This is a genomic window from Polaribacter septentrionalilitoris (genome assembly GCF_009832745.1).
Lineage (GTDB): Bacteria > Bacteroidota > Bacteroidia > Flavobacteriales > Flavobacteriaceae > Polaribacter > Polaribacter septentrionalilitoris.
On sequence record NZ_VRMJ01000014.1, the window covers coordinates 411,037 to 431,972 of the forward strand.

Below are 20,936 nucleotides of genomic sequence, written 5' to 3' on the forward strand. Positions count from 1 at the left end.
ACATTCTGTTTTAAATATTACAACATTTTGTTGCTTTTTTACTATATAACTGAATAATAGCCAATTACAAAAAAGAGTATTTTTAGTATTTTTACAGAAAAATATTGCAATTTGAAACGTCTATTTTTAGTATTCATTTTATTCTTGGGTTTTAAAGGGATTTGTCAAGAAAAATATCCTAAGAACTATTTTAGAAATCCTTTAAATATACCCATTGTCTTGGCAGGAACATTTGGTGAGCTTAGAAGCAATCACTTTCATTCTGGTATAGATATTAAAACACAAGGAAAAGAAGGTTTTAAGATTTATGCTGCTGCAGATGGTTATGTGTCTAGAATTAAAGTTGCACAATTTGGTTTTGGAAAAGCACTTTATATCAATCATCCTAATGGCTATACTACAGTTTATGCTCATTTAAGTAAATATGCTAAAGATATTCAGGAATATGTAAAAGCCATTCAGTACAAAAAAGAAAGCTACGCTACTGGAAATTTGTTTTTCAAGGAGGCTAAATTTCCTGTTAAAAAAGGACAACTAATAGCCTATTCTGGTGATACTGGAAGTTCTGGAGGACCTCATCTGCACTATGAAATTAGAGATACTAAATCAGAACATGTTATCAACCCTTTATTTTTTGGTTTAAAAGTAGCTGATGCAAAACCTCCTGTTTTTCAATCTATTAAAGTATATCCTTTAAACAATAGTTCAAGAGTTAATCATCAAAATAGAGATTTTATAATTCCGATTAAAAATATTGCAAAAGGTAAATATGTGGCTGATAGAATTTCTGCTTCTGGTAGTATTGGTTTTGGAATTAGCACCTTTGATAGACTAAACCTTGCACCCAATAAAAATGGCATTTATAGTCTAGAAATGCTTGTAAATGGAAAACGATTTTATTATCATGATGTGGAAACATTTTCTTTTTCCGAAAGTAAATTCATTAATCTCCACATTGATTATCAACATTATAAAAAATATAGAAGACGTTATCAAAAAACATACAAAGAAACTCAGAATAAGCTTTCCACCTATCACGATTTAATCAATAATGGAAAAATAAATGTTAAAAACGGATTTACGTATTCCGTAGAAATTATTGCCAAAGATTTTGCAGGTAATACAACTTCTATTAAAATTCCGGTTTCAGGAAAAAAGAGTAATTCTATTTTTTCTAAACCAAAAGACTCTACTAATTTTAAAATTATTGCTAAAAACTTCAATAAATTTAAGCAGAAGAATGTCTCCATTGCTTTTCCTAAAAACACATTTTATAATGATGTTTATTTAGATTTTAAAGTAGAAAATGGTATTGCTAAAATACACACGCCAACAATTCCTTTAGACAAACGTTTTACGTTAACTTTTAATGTTTCTAAATATTCTGAAACAGAAAAACAACATCTTTATATTGCAAATTTAGAATATCCCAAGTACCCAAGATATCAATATACTAGAAAAAAAGATTCTACTTTTTTCACCACAACAAAAATTTTAGGAAATTATGCTTTAGTTGCTGATGTCATTAAACCTAAAGTAAAATTATTGTATTTTAAAGACCAACAATGGATTTCGAAGTTTAAAACTCTACAAGTAAAAATAAGTGATATTGGATCTGGAATTAAGAATTGGAGGGCAACAATTGATGGAAAATGGATTTTAATGCAGTATAATCATAAAAAAAAGGTATTAACTTATAATTTTAATGATAAAAAATTGGTTGGTAACAAACATATCTTTAAAATTGTAGTCTCGGACAATGTTGGAAATACGAATTCACTTTCTGCAACGTTCTTTAAAAAACAAGCTAATTAACTTATTCCGTGAAAAATATCTTTCTTTTTTTATTTTTAATTCCCCTTTTTAGTTTTAGTCAAAAAACCACAATCCTTAAAGGAACCATTAAAAACAAAAACAAAGAACCTATTGAAGGTGTTTCTATCAAATACAATAAAACAGGAACAACCACAGATAAAAATGGTAGATACTCTCTAAAAGTTCCTTTTAAAGAAGAGATCACTATCGTTTTTAGTCATATTTCTTACAAAACAGTTTCTAGAAAATATACAGCTAAAAGTAGAAATGGCGGTCGTTTATCGCTAACCTTAATATCTAAAACTGAGTTATTGAATGAAATTGTAATTAAAGACAATAAAAAAAATGCTGAAGGCCTTAAAAAAATTGATATTAATGTTGTAAAAAATGTAATTGGCCCAAATGCTGGTGTAGAAAATATTTTAATGACCTTACCAGGTGTTAGCAATAATAACGAACTAAGTACACAGTATAATGTCAGAGGGGGTAATTTTGATGAAAACTTAGTTTATGTAAACGGAATTCAAGTGTACAGACCTTTTTTAATTAGATCTGGGCAACAAGAAGGGTTGAGTTTTATCAATCCGAATATGGTACAAAACATCAACTTTTCTGCTGGTGGGTTTCAAGCAAAGTACGGAGATAGATTATCATCCGTTTTAGATATCACTTATAGAAAACCTAAAGAAGTTGCCACAAGTATTGATGTAAGTTTGTTAGGTGCTAGCGCTACTTTTGAAGCTCCTTTAATCGAAGACAAACTAACCTCTATTAGTGGTTTTAGATATAGAGACAACAGTTTATTTGTAAATAGTAAACAAATAGAAACCAACTTTAGACCCACATTTATCGACTTCCAAACTTATTTGTCTTACAGTGCTTCAGATTATTTACGATTTAATTTTTTAGGTAATTTCTCTTTAAACAATTACAACTATCAACCTTTATCAAGAAGAACTCGTTTTGGTACAGTTGCCAACCCTTTAGAATTGGTCGTGTTTTATACTGGGCAAGAAGAAGATAATTACTTAACGCTTTTTGGAGCATTTTCTACAGAATATGAAGTTAATGATTATCTTACACTTACAGGAACCGTTTCTAGATATAATACGCAAGAAGAAGAACGTTTTGACATTGCAGCTGCATACAATTTAGGAGAAGTTGATACTGATATTGGCTCAGAAAATTTTGGTGATGTAGAGTTTTCTCAAGGAATAGGTTCTCAATTAAATCATGCTCGTAATGATTTAGACGCCCTTTTTACCAATGCTGAAATTAAAGGAAACTATAAAGATGATAGAATGCAACTTGAGTTTGGTGTTAAATATCAAAAAGAGGATATTAGAGACCGAATTAGAGAATGGGAAATAGTAGATTCTTTAGGTTTTTCGATAAGACCTCCAGGACAAGTAACCAACAATCAACCTTATGAACCTTTTGAAGGACCAATAACTCCCTTTCAAAATATTAGAACAGAAAATAGCGTACAAATTAATAGAATTTCTGGTTTTGTTCAATTTAATGAACGTTTGTTTTGGAGTGAAAATGAAGTTTGGTACAATATCGGAGTTAGAGCGCACAATTGGAGCGTTAGTGGAAATGGATTAAATTCTAAAAATCAAACTATTATTAGTCCAAGAGCACAATTTGCCATAAAACCTAATTGGGAAAAAGACATGCTGTTTAGAGCTTCTGGTGGATGGTATTCGCAACCGCCTTCTTACAGAGAACTTCGTGATTTTAACGGAAACATTAATGTTGATTTAAAAGCCCAAAAATCCATTCATTTAGTATTGGGTATGGATTATAGTTTTGAAATGTGGGAAAGACCTTTTAAGCTAACAGCAGAAGCCTATTATAAAGATTTAACAAACGTAAATAGCTACACCATTGATAATGTTAGAATTCGCTACAGAGCCAATAACAACGCAACAGCCTATGCAAATGGTATTGACCTTCGTTTAAACGGTGAATTTGTTCCTGGAAGTGATAGCTGGATAAGTTTAGGATATTTAAAAACAGAAGAAAATCAAGACAATAGAGGTAATATTTCAAGACCTACAGATCAACGTTTAAAATTCGGAATTCTATTTCAAGACTACGTACCTAATTTACCAAACTTAAAGGCATATTTAAATTTAGTTTACAACACTGGGGTTCCTGGAGGGTCACCTGCTTATGCAGATTCTTATCAATTTCAACAAAGATTAAGAGATTATAAAAGAGCAGATATTGGAGTGTCTTATATATTTACTGATGCTAATAAAAGATATACCTCTGGTTGGTTGTCTAAATTTAAAGAATTAAGTGCTGGTTTAGAATTGTTTAATATGTTTGATATTCAAAACTCAATAACCAACACTTGGGTAAGAGATGTGTATTCTAAACGTCAATATGGTATTCCTAATTTTATGACAGGAAGAATTCTAAACTTTAAATTAGCAATGAAGCTATAAAAAAAAACGAGTCAACTTTTATTAACTCGTTTTTTTAAGATGTTAAGTTTTGTGATCTACAAAATCTGTGCTGCATGAGCTTTTGTTTTAACTTTTGTAATCACATCTTCAATCACTCCATTTTCATCAATTACAAACGTAGTTCTATGAATTCCATCATATTCGCGTCCCATAAATTTCTTAGGTCCCCAAACATTAAATGCTTCAATTACTGCTTTATCTTCATCTGCTAATAAAGGAAAAGGTAATTCGTACTTATTTTTGAAATTTTGTTGTCTTTTTGCTGAGTCTGCACTTACTCCTAGAACATCGTATCCTTTTGCTAAAAAAGTTTGATAATTATCACTCAAATTACAAGCTTCTGCTGTACAGCCAGGTGTACTAGCTTTTGGGTAGAAAAATAAAACAAGCTTTTTTCCTTTGTAATCTGATAATTTGATAACATTTCCTTCTTGATCTTTGGCTTCAAATTGTGGAGCCTTATCTCCTATTTTTAATGATGTCATATTAATTTGTTTAAAAGTTTTAAAATGGAAAGTTATAAAGTAAAAACTGAATGAAAAACTTTTTATGTAATAAACAGTTAAACTTTATAAACTTTTTAACTTTACAACCTAAAGAACCAAAGAATGAACAAGCAAGAAAAAGTTCAATTCGTGATTAACACGTTACAAGAACTATATCCAGAAATTCCAATTCCTTTAGATCATAAAGATCCGTATACACTGTTAGTGGCAGTGTTGCTTTCTGCACAATGTACAGATGTTCGTGTCAATCAAATTACTCCATTATTATTTGCCAAAGCAGACAATCCTTTTGATATGGTAAAAATGAGTGTAGAAGAAATTAAAGATATTATTCGCCCTTGCGGTTTGTCTCCAATGAAAAGTAAGGGCATTTATGGTTTGTCAAAAATATTAATTGAAAAATATGATGGTGAAGTTCCCCAGTCTTTTGACGGTTTAGAAGAATTGCCTGCTGTGGGGCATAAAACTGCAAGTGTGGTGATGAGTCAAGCATTTGATGTTCCTGCTTTTCCTGTTGATACACATATTCAAAGATTGATGTATCGTTGGAATTTATCTAACGGAAAAAGTGTTGCACAAACAGAGAAAGATGCAAAACGTTTATTTCCTAAACAATTATGGAACGATTTACACTTACAGATTATTTGGTATGGTCGAGAGTATTCTCCTGCTCGTGGTTGGAATCTAGATAAAGATATTATTACTAGAACTATTGGAAGAAAATCAGTTTTAAACGCATATTACAAAACAAAAAAAACGTTTTAATTAAAAAGACATTCAGCTTGTCATCTCGACCTTGTGGAGGAATCTTGTTGTTGGTTATTGGTTGGTGGTTTTTCGTTGTTCGTTCTTGGGTGTTGTTGGGAGTTTACTCTTACTAGATTTCTCTATTCCGCTATTTGCTACGCAAGGTACTTTCAATCAAAATATATTTTGATTTCAGTAGTAATCGAAATGACAATAGTATTAAGCGTAAACATTATAAATAAAAAAAGCCCCAACAAAGTTGAAGCTTTTTCCACTCTTAATTCAAATTCAATTCAATGAAATCTTTTGATTTGGTTTTTACAATAGTTAGCGATTTGGAAAAATTAATCAAAAATTGAACTGTTTCTAGTTTGGGTTGCATCTGAATTTCAGATGACTTTTTAGAGTAAAGTTGCATCATATAGTATATTTAAAAAATTGTTTTTCAATAGTATAACGATACATTTTTAACAATATTGTTAATTTACTAAAATTATTTTATGTTTTTCTATTAATTTACGCATATTAATCAAAGCATAACGCATTCTACCTAGCGCTGTATTAATGCTAACACCTGTATTTTCACTAATTTCTTTAAAGCTCATATCTTTATACAGACGCATTACCAAAACTTCTTTCTGTTCTTCGGGTAATTCTTTAACCAACTCCCTGACATCAGAAAATATTTGATCTTGTATGAGTTGTTTCTCTGCATTTAAATTTCCATCACCTAACACAGAAAAGATATCAAATTCATCCGTATTTTTAAAAGAAGGCATTCTGTTAGACTTTCTAAAATAGTCGATAACCAAATTGTGTGCAATACGCATTACCCAAGGTAAAAACTTACCTTCTTCATTATACCTACCTTTTTTTAAAGTTTTAATTACTTTAATAAATGTATCTTGAAAAATATCTTCTGTGATGTCTCTATCCTGAACTTTACTGTAAATAAAGCTAAATAATCGTTGCTGATGTCTTTTGATTAAGACCTCTAAAGCTGGTTCATTTCCGTTAATATACTCACTAACTAAAGTACTATCTTTTATTGAGTTTTTTCGCATCATAACTACCTTTTGAAGAACAAGTGGGCTCTTCTTATTTATTATTTTATTAATAATTTATAACGTAGTTTTCAAGTATATGCGTATAATTTTGTGGTTCTTATGAGCACCAAATATGATTAATAATTTTTAAAACAACAAATATTTTAACAAAAATCATTTTATAATCTTTTTAAAATGGATGAAAAAAGCAGTATTTTTAACGCTTATATTTTATGTGAATGAAGACTGATATTTCTACTGTAAATCCTAAAGAAAACATTATTATAAAAGGAGCAAAACTCCACAATCTAAAAGACATAGATGTTGTAATACCAAGAAATAAACTGGTTGTTATTACAGGGCTTTCTGGCTCTGGTAAATCATCTTTAGCTTTTGATACCTTGTATGCAGAAGGTCAAAGACGTTATGTAGAAAGTTTATCATCTTATGCAAGACAGTTTTTAGGCAAACTACACAAACCTAAAGTAGATTATATTAAAGGTATTGCACCTGCTATTGCTATTGAACAGAAAGTGAATTCCACAAACCCACGTTCTACAGTTGGTACGTCAACAGAAATTTATGATTATATCAAATTATTATATGCTAGAATTGGCAAGACCTTCTCTCCTATTTCTGGTAAAGAAGTAAAAAAAGATACCGTTTCTGATGTTGTCAATTTTGTAAAAGAATTTGAAGATAGAACAAAATTATTACTCCTTGCACCTATTACTATTGATGAAAATCGTGATTTAAAAACCGTTTTACAAGTTCTAGAACAACAAGGTTATGCTCGTTTAAAATGGAAGGATGCTGTGTATCGAATTTCCGATTTTCCTCAAGAAGACTATAAAAATGAAGCTGTTTTTTTAGTTGTAGATCGAATTGTAACTAAAAATGATGAAGATTTTTACAACAGATTAGCAGATGCTATACAAACTGCTTTTTTTGAAGGTAAAGGAATTTGTTTTATAGAAAACTTAGCAGACAACAAAGTTTCTGAATTTAGCAATAAGTTTGATTTAGACGGAATGTCTTTTTTAGAACCCAATACGCATTTGTTTAGTTTTAACAACCCTTATGGGGCTTGCCCAACTTGCGAAGGTTATGGAAATGTTATTGGTGTTGATGAAGATTTAGTAATCCCAAATACGGGTTTATCTATTTTTGAAGATGCTATTTTTCCGTTTAAAACTCCTTCTTATGTGCATTATAAAGAAGATTTAATTGCTGTTGCGTATCAATATGACATTCCTATTCACAAACCTTGGTTTGAATTGACCAAAAAACAACAAGAATTGGTTTGGAACGGTAATAAATCTTTTAACGGAATTCATCACTTTTTTACAACTTTAGAAGAAAAAAGTTATAAAATTCAAAATCGAGTGATGCTTTCTCGTTATCGCGGAAAAACAAAATGTACAACTTGTCATGGTAAACGTCTAAGAGAAGAAGCCAATTATGTAAAAATAAATGAGAAAACTATTTCTGATTTGGTAACGCTTCCTTTAGATGAATTGACGGTTTTCTTTAAAAATATTACTCTAAACAAATACGAAGAGAAAATAGGTAAAAGATTGCTCACAGAAATCAACAACCGTTTGCAGTTTTTAAATGATGTTGGCCTGTCTTATTTAACTTTAAACAGAACTTCTAACACACTTTCTGGTGGTGAGAGTCAGCGTATTAATTTAGCAACTTCTTTAGGAAGTTCTTTGGTAGGTTCTATGTATATTTTAGATGAACCTAGCATTGGTTTACATCCCAAAGATTCTGAACGTTTGATTGGTGTTTTAAAAAATCTTCGAGATTTAGGAAATACTGTTGTTGTGGTAGAGCATGATGAAGACATTATGAAAGAAGCCGATTATATTATTGATATTGGCCCAGAAGCAGGTACTTTTGGAGGAAATGTAGTAGCAGAAGGAACTTATCAAGAAATCTTAAAGTCCGATTCATTAACAGCGAAATACTTAAATGAGGAGTTGCAAATTGAAGTTCCTACAAAGCGTAGAACTTCAAAAAACAGCATTGAAGTTATTGGCGCTAGAGAACATAATTTAAAAAATATTGATGTCACCTTTCCTTTAAACTGTTTGTCTGTAATTACAGGGGTTTCTGGTTCTGGGAAAAGTACGTTAGTCAAGAAGATTTTATATCCATCAATGCAGAAAAAACTCATTGGTTATGGAGATAAAATTGGTCAGCATACAGAAATAAAAGGAAGCTTTGAGTCTATAAAACATGTCGAGTTTATTGATCAAAATCCTATTGGACGCTCCTCTCGCTCAAACCCTGTAACTTATATTAAGGCGTATGATGATATTCGTGCTTTATTTTCCAATCAGAAGTTATCAAAAATAAGAAATTACAAACCCAAACATTTTTCTTTTAATGTAGAGGGTGGTCGTTGTGAAGTTTGTAAAGGTGAAGGTGAAGTGACCATAGAAATGCAATTTATGGCTGATGTGCATTTAGAATGTGAAACTTGTAACGGAAAACGTTTTAAGAAAGAAGTTTTAGAAGTTACTTTTGATGGAAAATCGATTGATGATATTCTAAATTTAACTATTGATGATGCTGTTACTTTTTTCTCAGAAAATTTAGTAACTAAAATAGCTAACAAGTTAAAACCCTTACAAGATGTTGGTTTGGGCTATGTAACTTTAGGTCAGTCATCCTCTACGCTTTCTGGTGGTGAAGCACAAAGAATAAAATTGGCTTCGTTTTTAGTGAAAGGAAACACCAAAGACAAAGCCTTATTTATTTTTGATGAACCTACAACAGGATTACATTTTCATGATATTAAAAAACTACTAGCAAGTTTTAATGCATTGATTGAAAGGGGTCATTCTATTATTGTAATTGAGCACAACATCGAATTGATAAAATGTGCAGATTATATTGTAGATTTAGGTCTTGAAGGTGGTAGAAATGGTGGAGAACTTATTTTTCAAGGAACTCCAGAAGAATTAGCAAGAAATGCAACATCATTTACTGCTAAATATTTAAAAGAGAAATTGAAGTTTTAAAGTCTAAATCTCATTTATGAAAACTATTTGGTTAAAACTAACTAATCTTTCTGATGAACAAAAAGTAAATTACGTTAGAATTATTGCTATTCTAGCAGTCTTAATCTTAATGGTCTATGCTCCTAAATTATGGATTACCACTAAAGATTTTCCTGTTGTTCCTTTGTTTGATTGGTTACCCATACCAACATCACCCATAGACTATATCTTAGGAATTTTCTTTTTTGGCATTCAAATAGTGTACATTTTTCAAAATAAAAAATGGCAAGGTTGGTTAATTCTTGGACTCTATCTATACTTAGCTTTTGTAGATCAAAATAGACTACAACCTTATTTTTACCAGAGTTTCTTAACCATTTTTGCCATTGAAATTTTTAGAAAAAAAGCCAATTCTAAGAAAGTTTTATACGCTATTATTTTAGTGTTTTTTGCAACTTATTTTTGGAGCGGCATTCAGAAAGTAAATGGAGACTTTTACATTCAATGGCTAAGTGCTTTAAACAAGCATTTTAGTTGTGTAGATACTTCTGCTAACGCTTTAATTTGTTTGCCTCAGTGGTTTTTAGAAGCATTTACGTATGCTGTACCTTGGTTAGAAGCGTTAATGGGTGTTTTGCTATTATTCAATACAACTAGAAAATTTGGGATTGTATTTATCTTATCTATGCATGGAATTATAACCTTTTTATTGTTTTATTTGGGCTATGGATACAATGTTGTGCCATGGAATATTCAGAATATGTTTTCTGTTGTTATTATTTTCTGGACGTTAAAAACGACAAATGCTTTAGATTTCTTTCTAAAATTCTTCAACAAACAGAAAATAGCAATGCTAATTTTTACCATTGTCTTGCCTTTTGCAAACAATCAAACTGGTTTTTATGACAGCCTATTATCTTTCCATTTTTTTACGGCAGATTTGAACTATTATAATGTTTTTTTAGATGAAGAATTGGAAGAAAAACTACCCGAACATATTCAACGTTTTTATCGTTATCAAAACGGAAAAGCTTATTTAAATATGAATGAATGGGCGCAATATGATAATAAAGTTCTTTTTTATCCAGAAGAAAGAATGATAAAATACATGGACAACTATTTGCGTTCTTTTACAGCAAACCCTAACAAAAAAGGTTTAACAGATTTGGTTGTTTACAATCACGATTATTAATTGATTTTACTCTTTTAATACGAATTCTAATTTACTTTATACGAATTCTAAAACAGACCAAATTTAAGTCAACTTCACCTCTACTTTTACGGTGTATTAATCATTAAAAAAAGTAGAAATTATGAAAACATTCTTAAAAAAATCAGTCTTTGCAACAGCATTAATTGTATTAAGCTCTCCATTCATCAGTTGCGATGATACTAAAATTAAAGAAGAAAAAGCATCTCCAATAACTGCAGAAAGTATTTTTCCAGAAGAAAATGAAATTGAAGTTAAAGTTCCATCTAGAGCCCCCATTGTTTTTATTGCAGGTTTTGATAAAGGCAATGAAACATTTTATTCTAATGCTAGAACATATTTTCAAGAAAAAGGAATAAAAGTTATTGATGGGCAATATTCTTTAGAAGAAATTATTACTTGGTTAAATACAAATGCCACTAAAAATCCTTATGGAGAAGTTCATATTGTAAACCAAAGTAATCCTTATAGGGGGATGAATTTAGAAACCATTGTTAGAGGAGAAAAAATTACAACAGAAACCTTAAGAAAAAGCATTACACAAGGTTCTTTACCATCATTAAAGAATGTCGTAAATAACAATACAAAAATTGTATTTCATGCTTCTGGTTTAGTAGAAAATAAAGAATTATTAAAAACCTTAAAAGATGCATTTTCAGCAAAAAAGTTACCTAAAGTTGTGGCATCACCTTATCATACAATTTTTGGAGGAAAATTCTCAAACCACTATTTAGCTCAACCTTATTACGTGTTTTATCCTACAGCAAATTCACCAGGAAAAATAGATTTAGCAAAAGAAATTTCTAGAAAATATCCCGAAGAAAAAGATATAGATTGGTATGATGCTTTAAATAACGATGAAGAAAGATATGTAGGAGAAGCTTATACAACTCAGTTCTCTATTCCAATTAAATGGGAATTTGATTTCCATCACACAGATAACGAAATGCCAATATTTACTATGAAAGAAGAAGTAATGGATTGGATAGAACAACATGATGAATTAATGTTTGAGTTGAATAAATACAATATTCCGATTGAAAAATATAGATGGAACTGGAGTGTAAAAAACAGCACATTAATTATAAGAGGAAGAACAACAGGTTTGGTAGTATTAAAACCATTAATTAAACCTTATGGAGATTTAGAACATATACAACCAGATACCAGCAACAAACGTTTGTATGCAATGAAGTAATATGGAATGGAAATTGTAGGTAGATTAGCGTCATTACTCAAAATTTTAAAAGAGTAATGGCGTTTTAATTAGTAAGTTTGTACAAATGCATAAATTATTGAAAATCTTTTTTACGCTGTTGTTTTTTATTTCTGTTGATGGGTTTACTCAACAAAATGAACTACAACATTATTCAATTTCTGATGGATCTTCTAACTTGTCAATTCATCAAATTGTTCAAGATGAAATTGGGTATTTATGGCTTGCAACCAATCAAGGTGTTTTTCAATTTGATGGAATTCATTTCTCTAAAAGACACAAAGAAGATTCCAAGACAATTTATGCAAAGAAATCTACTTTATACATAGGTCATTCTAAAGGATTAACTATTATGAAAGGTGATGACAACTTTTTTTATGAAAATAAAAAAATAAACAAAATCATTCCTATTCAAAACAATATTTTTTTGGCTACAATAGAAGGTATAAACATTGTAAAAGATGATTTGATTCGGCCACTATCAATTCATACCACGTTAGATTTTTCTATTATTTATGATATTATATATTTAAATAAGCATTTCTATATTGCTTCTAACAAAGGTTTTTGGATGGTTGATCAATTAATCAATCCAAAGAAAGTTAAAAAAATTTCTGAACTCAATTTTCAACAACTTTTACAAAACAAGAATAACATTATAGCTGTAAATAACGAAAACGGACTCTATCAAATTAACAAGAATTCAAAGATTCAACCCATTTATGAGTTCAGTGATATTTATTCTATTATAAGGTTTAATGAAGAAATTTGGATGACCACAAATGATAATGGAATTGAAATCATAAATTCAAACACATATCGATTTATTAGAAAAATCAATAAATACAATTCAAAAGTTTCAGATAAATTGACTTCCCTCTTTGTAGATAGGCAAAATTTACTTTGGATTGGCAGCAGTAATGGCATATACAAATACAGTAGCAACACAAACTCTAAAGCTTCTTCTCTTAAGTTAAATATTGAAAAAATAGCTGTGAATTTTACAACTATAAATCACACAAAATCTAAAAAATTAAAATTATCATCATCAGATAACAACATTTCATTTTCGTTTAAAAGTATCGATTTTAAAAGTCCTGAAAGTATAAAATATCGATACAAACTCAATACAAAATTTTCACCATGGAGTAATCAAAGTAAGGTTGAATTTGCGAATCTTAAACCTGGATTTTATAAGTTTATAGTTCAATCAAAAAACAGAAGTTTGTTGAGCGAAAAAGTTTCTTATGATTTTTCTATAGAAACTCCTTTTTACCAAGAAACTTGGTTTTATATCTTAATTTTTTCAACACTGTGTCTTATTTCAGCATACATAATAGAAGTAAGAATTAAGCGTATTAAAAAGAATAATCAGTTTAAAATAGATCAATTAGAATTGAAAAATCATTTGATGAGCTTAGAGCAGAAAGCATTGCAATTACAAATGAATCCGCATTTTATATTTAATGTTTTAAACGGAATAAAAGCTTTAGGAAACTCAGGTAAATCAGAAGAACTAAACACAACTATTTCTCAGTTTTCAATTTTATTAAGAAGTGTATTAAATAATTCTCGTTTAGAGGAAATCAATCTAAAAGATGAAATAGAAACGCTCACAAACTACTTGGAATTAGAGCAAAAAATGAGTGCAGTTAACTTCACCTACTCCATAAAACAAGAATTAAATAATATTGATACAGAAGAAATTTTGATTCCACCAATGTTAATTCAACCCTTTATAGAAAACAGCATCAAACACGCATTTAATTTAACAACAGAAAACCCAAAGATTGATGTAATATTTGAAGTAAAACATCAATTCTTACATTTTACAATAACAGATAATGGAATTGGCTTTACAGCAACCAAAAACAAAAAGAACAGTCATAAGTCTTTAGCATTGAACGTAACTAAAGAACGAATTCAGAACTTAACTACATGTAACAAATTTAAAATTTCTGAAATAAAAGAAAATAATGAAGTTAGAGGAACTAAGATATATTTTAAAATTCCTTTAAAAACAGATTACTAACATCAAACATGGATAAACTTACATCAATTGTGGTAGAAGATAATTCACTTGCTTTAGAAATGCTAGTGAATGATATTAATACACATTTTAAAGAAGTAGAAATTATAGGCTCTGCAAAGAGTGTTATTGAGGCTGCAAAATTACTTCAAAACCAACAGCCTGATATTCTATTTTTAGATATTATGTTAGGTGACGGAACTGGATTTGATTTATTAGAGATTTTTCCAAACTTAGTCTCAAAAATTATTTTTATAACAGCAAGTGATGCATATGCAATTAGAGCATTTAAATTTGCAGCTATAGATTATATATTAAAACCTTATAGTATTAAAGATTTAGAAAACTCATTTACAAAAGCCAAACAACAAATAACTCCTCAAAATGAACAGTTAACCATTTTAAAACAAGCAGTTACAGCTCCTAGTGAAAGACTTAAAAAACTATCATTACACACTCAAGAAAAAATTATAGTTGTAGATATTAAAAACATTATCCGTTGTAAATCAGATAACAATTACACTACTTTTTACTTTAAAGATGGTTCTAAAATATTAGTTTCAAAAACCCTTAAATTTTATGCTGATATACTAAAAGAAAATGACTTTATAAGAGTTCATCAAAGTCATTTAATTAACAAATATCAAATAAAAGAATTTATCAAATCTGATGGTGGATACCTTGTCTTAAAAAATAATACTAACATCCCTGTTTCAAAAAGAAAGAAAGCTGAAGTTTTAGACATTTTAAAATCCTTCTAAAAAAATTTATTATAAAATACTTTTTTTGTAGTATTTTTTTACTACATTTGGAGTAATTAATTAAAATGAAAAGTGAAGATAGACAAAGATCAGATAGGATAATTAAGGTTTTTAAAGATAGTGGATTGAACCAAAGGCAATTTTCAGAATTAATCGGAGTTTCACAGCAATTAATAAGTGCCATTGTCAACTATACTAAAAAACCTAATGAAACTATTTTGTTTGCCATCATCGATAACATCCCAGAAATTGACCCTTTATGGTTACTGACTGGAAAAGGAAAATATAACATAAACTATGTACCCCTAAGCGAAGTTCGATCCCCTATAGAATTTCAGATAAAACGCATAGTCAGGAAGCAATTTGAAGAATTATCAAATACAATTCTTCAGAAAATATCAAATATTGAAGAGTCTGTTAATCAATCTAACTAATATTCCCCACAGAATATAAAATAACAACTCTTAAAACGAGAATCGTCCCCTAATTAAAGATAATCGTTTCGTTGTAAGACCTTCAATATTTGATTACGCTTCGCTAAAAAATAAAAAAAACATCTCAATTGAGATGTTTTTTTTATTTCAGGACGTCACATTTTTACCAAAAACTGATATATACAAAAAAAGCCTACTCAAAAGAGTAGGCTTTGTGTTTTGGGTGAAAGACCGGTTTCGAACCGGCGACCTCCGGAACCACAATCCGGCGCTCTAACCAGCTGAGCTACAATCACCATTTGCGTTAGCGGTTGCAAATATAATTTATTTTTAATTTCTACGAAAAGAAAATTTTAAATTAATTTATCTAAACACTCAACAGCTGCATAACGTTCTGTTGTAAAGCCTTCTGCATGAGCTACACCAATTAATCTTCCTAAGTCTCTAGCTCTGTATTCTACACTATCTGTGAAATTCTTACTTGAAATAGGGGTTTGAGGCTCATCACTATTAGGGTTGAAAAATTGAGAACTATACGCTAAAACAGCATCTACTTTCTTATCAATAAATCCAGTTACATCTATAACAAAATCTGGTTCTATATTTTTCCATTGTATATAATGATACACTAGTTTTGGTCTCCATTTTTCTTGAGGCTTACCTCCTATTTCTGTTTTAATTTTCAATAAACCACTTAAAAAACAAGCATCAGAAACCAAATTGCTTCCTTTAGGATGATCTATATGTCTATCATCAATTGCATTACACAGTACAATTTCTGGTTGATACTTTCGAATCATTTTAACAATTTCTATTTGATGTGATTTATCATTTGTAAAAAAACCATCAGCAAAAGCTAAATTCTCTCTTACTTTAACTCCCAATATATTAGCAGATTTCTCAGCTTCTTTATCACGTAACTCAGCAGAACCACGGGTACCTAACTCACCTCTTGTTAAATCTATAATTCCAACTTTTTTACCTAAAGAAACTTCTTTTGCTATGGTTGCTCCACAACCTAATTCAACGTCATCTGGATGCGCTCCAAATGCCAAAACATCTAATTTCATGGATACTTTTTTTAGTGTAAACATCAATTTTTAAAGAAATTTAAACTAAATTTCAATTTAAAATCGAATTCTATTCATCAAAAATAACCTTTTTAAACCTAATAATTGAGAAGGTGTTATTTCTATTTCGATTTCGTATTTGTTTTTAAAGAAATATTGAATTGTTTTTTAATAGAATCGTAAAAATTACATTATAAATGGTAGTATGATATATGTCAGGTTAAACCATTTGTATTGGTAATAATTTAGCTTTGTAAAACAAAACAACACTATAATAAATAGAAATTATGATTTTAATGCTCGTTATTTTAACAATCACCATTGGGTTATTTGTTTGGGGTAAATACTCACCAGACGTTGTCGCACTTGTCTCTATGCTGAGTTTATTTTTGTGCGGAATTCTAGATTTACCTGAAACATTAAGCGGATTTAGTAACTCTACTGTTATTATGATTGCTGGACTATTTATTATAGGTGAAGGTTTATCACAAACAGGATGGACAGCCTTAGCTGGTAAAAAACTTATTGCTTTAGCAGGAAAAAGTGTTCCAAAATTATTAGTTATTATAACCTTAGGATCTGGAGTTTTATCTGGTTTTGTGAGTAACACAGGTACAGTAGCTACTTTATTACCTGCTACTATTTCTTCTGCTTGGAGTATTGGTACAATGCCTTCTAAAATATTAATTCCAGTAGCGTTTGGTTCTAACACAGGAGGATTATTGACTTTAACGGGTACACCACCAAACATTATCGCAAATAATGCATTAATTGATGCAGGTTTTGAAGGGTTTTCTTTCTTTGAATTTGGGCTTATTGGGCTACCTCTTTTAATTATTGCATTGGTTTATTTTAGATATGTAGGATATAAAATTTTACCAAAAAACAAAACCAATAACAAACCTGTTAATATTGATACTACTTTGCACGAATGGATAGAAGCTTATCAAATTGATAATGACTATTACAGACTTAGAATTCGTTCTATATCTCCTTTGATTAATACGAATTTAAGTGATTGGGACCTTGAAGACAAGTATCGTATTAATGTTATTCGTTTAAAAAGAAGACATCCTAATAGATTAAAAGGAACGCAACCCTTTATAGAGTTTCCAGAACCAGAAACAGATCTTAGATACCATGATATTATTACTGTAAAAGGAACAACAGAAGATATTAATAGATTAATGATTGAATTTAGATTAGGTTTATTACCAAAAGAATCTGCAAAAACCGAGTTAAGACACAACTTGATAAACCAAGAGGTTGGTATGGCAGAAGTTTTAGTAACTCCTAAATCTTTATTAGTTGGACGAAGAATAAAACTGAAAGAATATTTTAAAAGATATGGAATTCAATTACTAGCTGCTTCTAGAAAAAGAGAACCTTTTTTAGAAGAAGAAATGAGAGTAAATGCTGGTGATAGTTTTATTATTAGAGGTACTTGGGAAGACATTGAAAATTTAAAAAACCAGCACAAAAACATTGTTGTTGTGGGTAGCCCAGAAGAAATGGTAAAAGATGTGGATGAGTTAACTCCGAAATCTTATATTGCATTAGGTGCTTTAGTCTTAATGATTGTTCTTTTAGTCATTAAGGCAGTTCCAGGAGCAATTGCCGCTTTAATTTGTGCAGGAATTGTATTATTCTCTGGATGTGTTCCTTTCACAAAAGCATATAAAAGCATAAGTTTTACCAGTGTTGTAATGATTGCAGCCATGATACCTATGGGAGTTGCCATTCAAAAAACAGGAACAGCAGAATTAATATCTAACACATTAATAAGTTTCTTAGGTAAAGAAAACCCTACATTATTATTAGGAGGAATCTTTATTCTAACAACAACATTTAGTCAGTTTATCAACAATTCTGCAACAGCCGTTTTAATGGCACCAATTGTAATTTTAGCAGCTGGAACATTAGGCATATCACCAGAACCATTATTAATTACTATTGCTATTAGTGCTTCTACAGCATTCCTTACCCCTATTGGAACAACAACTAACGCAATGGTTATGAGTTCTGGAGGTTATAAATTTATGGATTACTTAAAAGTAGGGTTACCTTTATTGTTATTGTTCTTTATCGTAACAATGATATTGGTTCCTATCATTTGGCCTTTCTAGAGTTTTTTTTAATAAATTGATTTTTAATTAAAAAGCGAAACACTAATGTTTCGCTTTTTTTATGGCTTGTTCTATATCTTCAATTAAATCTTCTGGTTCTTCAATACCAACAGAAAAACGAATTAACCCCTCTTTAATTCCTCTTTCTAAACGTTCTTTTTCACTTAAAAGCGCATGTGTAGTTTGTGTAGGACTCACAGTTGTGCTTTCCAAACCTGCCAAACTCATTGAAGGTTTTATCAGTTGTAAATTATTCTGAAAAATCATTGGATTTATTCCTTCCTCCAACTCAAAAGACAACATCGCACCAAAACCTTTCATTTGTTTTTTAGCCAATGCATACTGTGGATGACTTTTTAACCCAGGATAATATACTGTATCAATATCATTACTCTGCTCTAAATATTCAGCCATTGTCTGTGCATTTTTGGTTTGTGCTGTAACACGAAGATTCAATGTTTTTAAGCTTCTTTCTAACAACCAAACTGTTTGATCACTTAAGTTTCCACCAAAATTAATAGCAGTTTGCCAAATTTTCTCAATGTGATTTTTTGATGCAGCTATGGCTCCCGCAGAAATATCAGAATGACCTCCCATATATTTTGTAGCAGAATGCAATACAATATCAATTCCAAAATCAACAGGATTTTGATTGATTGGTGAAGCAAACGTATTATCAATCATTGTTAAAATGTCATGTTCTTTTGCTAAGGATGATATGGCTTGCATGTCCGTTATTCCTAATAATGGATTTGAAGGTGTTTCTATATATAAAATTTTGGTATTCTCTTTAATCAAACTTTTAAAATCATCTACTTTATCAGATTCTGTAAACGAATATTCTATTCCGTATTTATCAAATTCAGAAACAATAAAGTTATATGTACCTCCGTAAATGACTTGCTGCACAATTACGTGATCTCCCTTTTGCAAAAAAGCCATTAGCGCAGATGAAATTGCAGCCATACCAGAAGTAAAAACCAAAGCATCTTCTGTTTTTTCTAATGCTGCAATTTTTTTGTGTAACATCTCTTGATTTGGTGTGTTGTAATAACGTGGATAACGTTTTACATCAACATTATCAAAAGCGTATGAAGTAGACATATATATAGGAGAAACTGCCCCTTTAAACTGTTCGTCTTTAACTTCACCAACATGAACACAGGTTGTATTTATTCCGAGTTTTTTATTTTTTTTCATTTGATCTATTTCTGTTCGCTAAATTAACAATTCTTAAATTATCTTTTCTTAAAATTTCAATATCTTCGTGATATGATATCAGTTTTACTTGTTGGTAACGGAAACGTAGCAACTCATTTACATAACGCTTTTTTACAAGCTGATGAAGTTAATGTTACCCAAATTAGTTCAAGAAAATTAAATCATGTCCCTGAAGCTGACATCACCATTATTGCAGTTTCTGATGATGCCATTGCAGAAATTTCCTCAAAAATTAACAATTCTTTTGTGGTGCATACTTCTGGTGGATGTGCAATTAACGAGTTGAAAAACCATACTCAAAAAGGAGTCTTTTACATGTTGCAGACGTTTTCTAAAGATAAAAAAGTCGACTTTTCTGAAGTTCCATTTTGTTTAGAAGCACAAAATCAAAAAGACTTACAATTACTCGAAAAATTGGCGAAATCTATTGGAACAAAAATTTTTACAATTGATTCTAAGCAAAGAAAAGCATTGCATGTTGCTGCTGTTTTTGTAAATAATTTCACCAATCATTTGTATAAAATTGGTAATGACATTTGTAAAGAGCATAAGGTTCCTTTTGAAATTTTACAACCATTAATTGAAGAAACTGCCCATAAAATCAATACTTTACCCCCTGAAAAAGCACAAACAGGACCTGCAATTAGAAATGATATGGTTACAATTAAAAATCATTTAGATTTGCTGAATTGCAATCAAGAAATAATTTATAAAATCTTAACAAAATCAATCCAAAATGGACATTAGTTACAAACAATTATTACCCAATATTTCCACTTTTATTTTTGATGTTGACGGTGTTTTAACAAACGGAATGCTTACAATAATGCCAGATGGAGAGTTGGTAAGGCACATGAATGTAAAAGATGGTTATGCTATAAAAATAGCTTTAAATACAGGCTTTAGAGTTTGTATTATTTCTGGTGGAACGAATCAAGCTGTAAAAAGTAGATTGGCAGCCTTAGGAATTTCTGACATCTATTTAGGAGCACATAACAAAATACAACAATACAATGAAATTGTTGAAAAATACAATTTGAATCCTGAGCATATTTTATATATGGGCGATGATATTCCTGATATACCTGTAATGCAAAAAGTAGGTATGCCTTCTTGCCCAAATGATGCAGTGTCAGAAGTTCAAAAAACAGCAAAATATATTTCTAATAAAAAAGGCGGTGAAGGCTGTGTTAGAGATGTTATTGAACAAGTTTTAAAAGTTCAAGAAAAATGGGATAACTATTTTGATGCCACACTACAATCTTAA

16 protein-coding genes and 1 tRNA gene are annotated in these 20,936 nt (G+C 30.1%); 12 read left to right on the plus strand and 5 right to left on the minus strand.

All coding sequences use genetic code 11. The annotated features are described in order from the left end of the window. The first annotated feature begins 111 nt into the window (after positions 1-111). Together FP421_RS03985 and FP421_RS03990 are read left to right on the plus strand one after the other, a co-directional pair. Positions 112-1,815 carry a M23 family metallopeptidase gene (locus tag FP421_RS03985; protein WP_159947817.1) on the plus strand — a complete coding sequence of 568 codons (1,704 nt, stop codon included), beginning with the start codon at positions 112-114 and terminating at the stop codon, positions 1,813-1,815. An 8-nt stretch (positions 1,816-1,823) separates the two neighbouring features. Next, positions 1,824-4,271: a TonB-dependent receptor gene (locus FP421_RS03990; protein ID WP_159947819.1), complete on the plus strand. Its 2,448-nt coding sequence runs from the start codon at positions 1,824-1,826 to the stop codon at positions 4,269-4,271. 56 nt (positions 4,272-4,327) lie between these two features. Here the strand turns inward: FP421_RS03990 and bcp are convergent, their stop codons facing one another. Then, positions 4,328-4,777: a thioredoxin-dependent thiol peroxidase gene (bcp, locus tag FP421_RS03995; RefSeq protein WP_159947821.1), complete on the minus strand. Its 450-nt coding sequence runs from the start codon at positions 4,775-4,777 to the stop codon at positions 4,328-4,330. A gap of 123 nt (positions 4,778-4,900) precedes the next feature. On the opposite strand from bcp, the gene FP421_RS04000 reads away from it, so the two are divergent. After that, positions 4,901-5,563, plus strand: coding sequence for an endonuclease III domain-containing protein (locus tag FP421_RS04000; RefSeq protein WP_159947823.1), 663 nt, complete (start codon positions 4,901-4,903; stop codon positions 5,561-5,563). Positions 5,564-6,024: 461 nt separating this feature from the next. Here FP421_RS04000 and FP421_RS04005 read toward each other — a convergent pair whose 3' ends face one another. Next, the gene (locus tag FP421_RS04005) at positions 6,025-6,612 is read right to left on the minus strand and encodes an RNA polymerase sigma factor (protein WP_159947825.1); all 588 of its coding nucleotides are present in this window, start codon (positions 6,610-6,612) and stop codon (positions 6,025-6,027) included. Between the two features lie 218 nt (positions 6,613-6,830). On the opposite strand from FP421_RS04005, the gene uvrA reads away from it, so the two are divergent. From uvrA to FP421_RS04035, 6 genes are all read left to right on the plus strand, one after another. Further along, a complete protein-coding gene (uvrA, locus tag FP421_RS04010) occupies positions 6,831-9,623 on the plus strand; it encodes an excinuclease ABC subunit UvrA (RefSeq protein ID WP_159947827.1) in 2,793 nt (930 codons plus the stop codon). A 16-nt stretch (positions 9,624-9,639) separates the two neighbouring features. Next, a complete protein-coding gene (locus FP421_RS04015; protein WP_159947829.1) occupies positions 9,640-10,794 on the plus strand; it encodes a MauE/DoxX family redox-associated membrane protein in 1,155 nt (384 codons plus the stop codon). Between the two features lie 121 nt (positions 10,795-10,915). Further along, positions 10,916-12,010, plus strand: a complete 1,095-nt coding sequence (locus FP421_RS04020; RefSeq protein ID WP_159947831.1) for a hypothetical protein — start codon at positions 10,916-10,918, stop codon at positions 12,008-12,010. 85 nt (positions 12,011-12,095) lie between these two features. Beyond that, positions 12,096-14,060, plus strand: coding sequence for a sensor histidine kinase (locus FP421_RS04025; RefSeq protein WP_159947833.1), 1,965 nt, complete (start codon positions 12,096-12,098; stop codon positions 14,058-14,060). Positions 14,061-14,068: 8 nt separating this feature from the next. Beyond that, positions 14,069-14,818, plus strand: a complete 750-nt coding sequence (locus FP421_RS04030) for a LytR/AlgR family response regulator transcription factor (RefSeq protein ID WP_159947835.1) — start codon at positions 14,069-14,071, stop codon at positions 14,816-14,818. Positions 14,819-14,883: 65 nt separating this feature from the next. Continuing rightward, positions 14,884-15,252 carry a helix-turn-helix domain-containing protein gene (locus tag FP421_RS04035; protein WP_159947837.1) on the plus strand — a complete coding sequence of 123 codons (369 nt, stop codon included), beginning with the start codon at positions 14,884-14,886 and terminating at the stop codon, positions 15,250-15,252. A 221-nt stretch (positions 15,253-15,473) separates the two neighbouring features. Here the strand turns inward: FP421_RS04035 and FP421_RS04040 are convergent. Continuing rightward, positions 15,474-15,549, minus strand: a tRNA-His gene (locus tag FP421_RS04040). 56 nt (positions 15,550-15,605) lie between these two features. Then, positions 15,606-16,322, minus strand: a complete 717-nt coding sequence (gene bshB1 / locus FP421_RS04045; RefSeq protein ID WP_159947839.1) for a bacillithiol biosynthesis deacetylase BshB1 — start codon at positions 16,320-16,322, stop codon at positions 15,606-15,608. 287 nt (positions 16,323-16,609) lie between these two features. Here bshB1 and FP421_RS04050 point away from each other — a divergent pair, with 287 nt between their 5' ends. Further along, positions 16,610-18,448, plus strand: a complete 1,839-nt coding sequence (locus tag FP421_RS04050; RefSeq protein ID WP_159947841.1) for an SLC13 family permease — start codon at positions 16,610-16,612, stop codon at positions 18,446-18,448. A gap of 42 nt (positions 18,449-18,490) precedes the next feature. On the opposite strand, the gene FP421_RS04055 is transcribed toward FP421_RS04050, so the two are convergent. After that, positions 18,491-19,648 (minus strand): trans-sulfuration enzyme family protein, encoded by a 1,158-nt coding sequence (locus tag FP421_RS04055; RefSeq protein ID WP_159947843.1) that lies wholly within the window; start codon positions 19,646-19,648, stop codon positions 18,491-18,493. A gap of 72 nt (positions 19,649-19,720) precedes the next feature. On the opposite strand from FP421_RS04055, the gene FP421_RS04060 reads away from it, so the two are divergent. Both FP421_RS04060 and FP421_RS04065 read left to right on the plus strand, forming a co-directional pair. Then, entirely contained in the window at positions 19,721-20,416 is a 696-nt protein-coding gene (locus FP421_RS04060; protein WP_159947845.1) for a Rossmann-like and DUF2520 domain-containing protein, read from the plus strand. Next, positions 20,406-20,936 carry a KdsC family phosphatase gene (locus FP421_RS04065; protein WP_159947847.1) on the plus strand — a complete coding sequence of 177 codons (531 nt, stop codon included), beginning with the start codon at positions 20,406-20,408 and terminating at the stop codon, positions 20,934-20,936. The genes FP421_RS04060 and FP421_RS04065 overlap by 11 nt, the downstream gene beginning before the upstream one ends.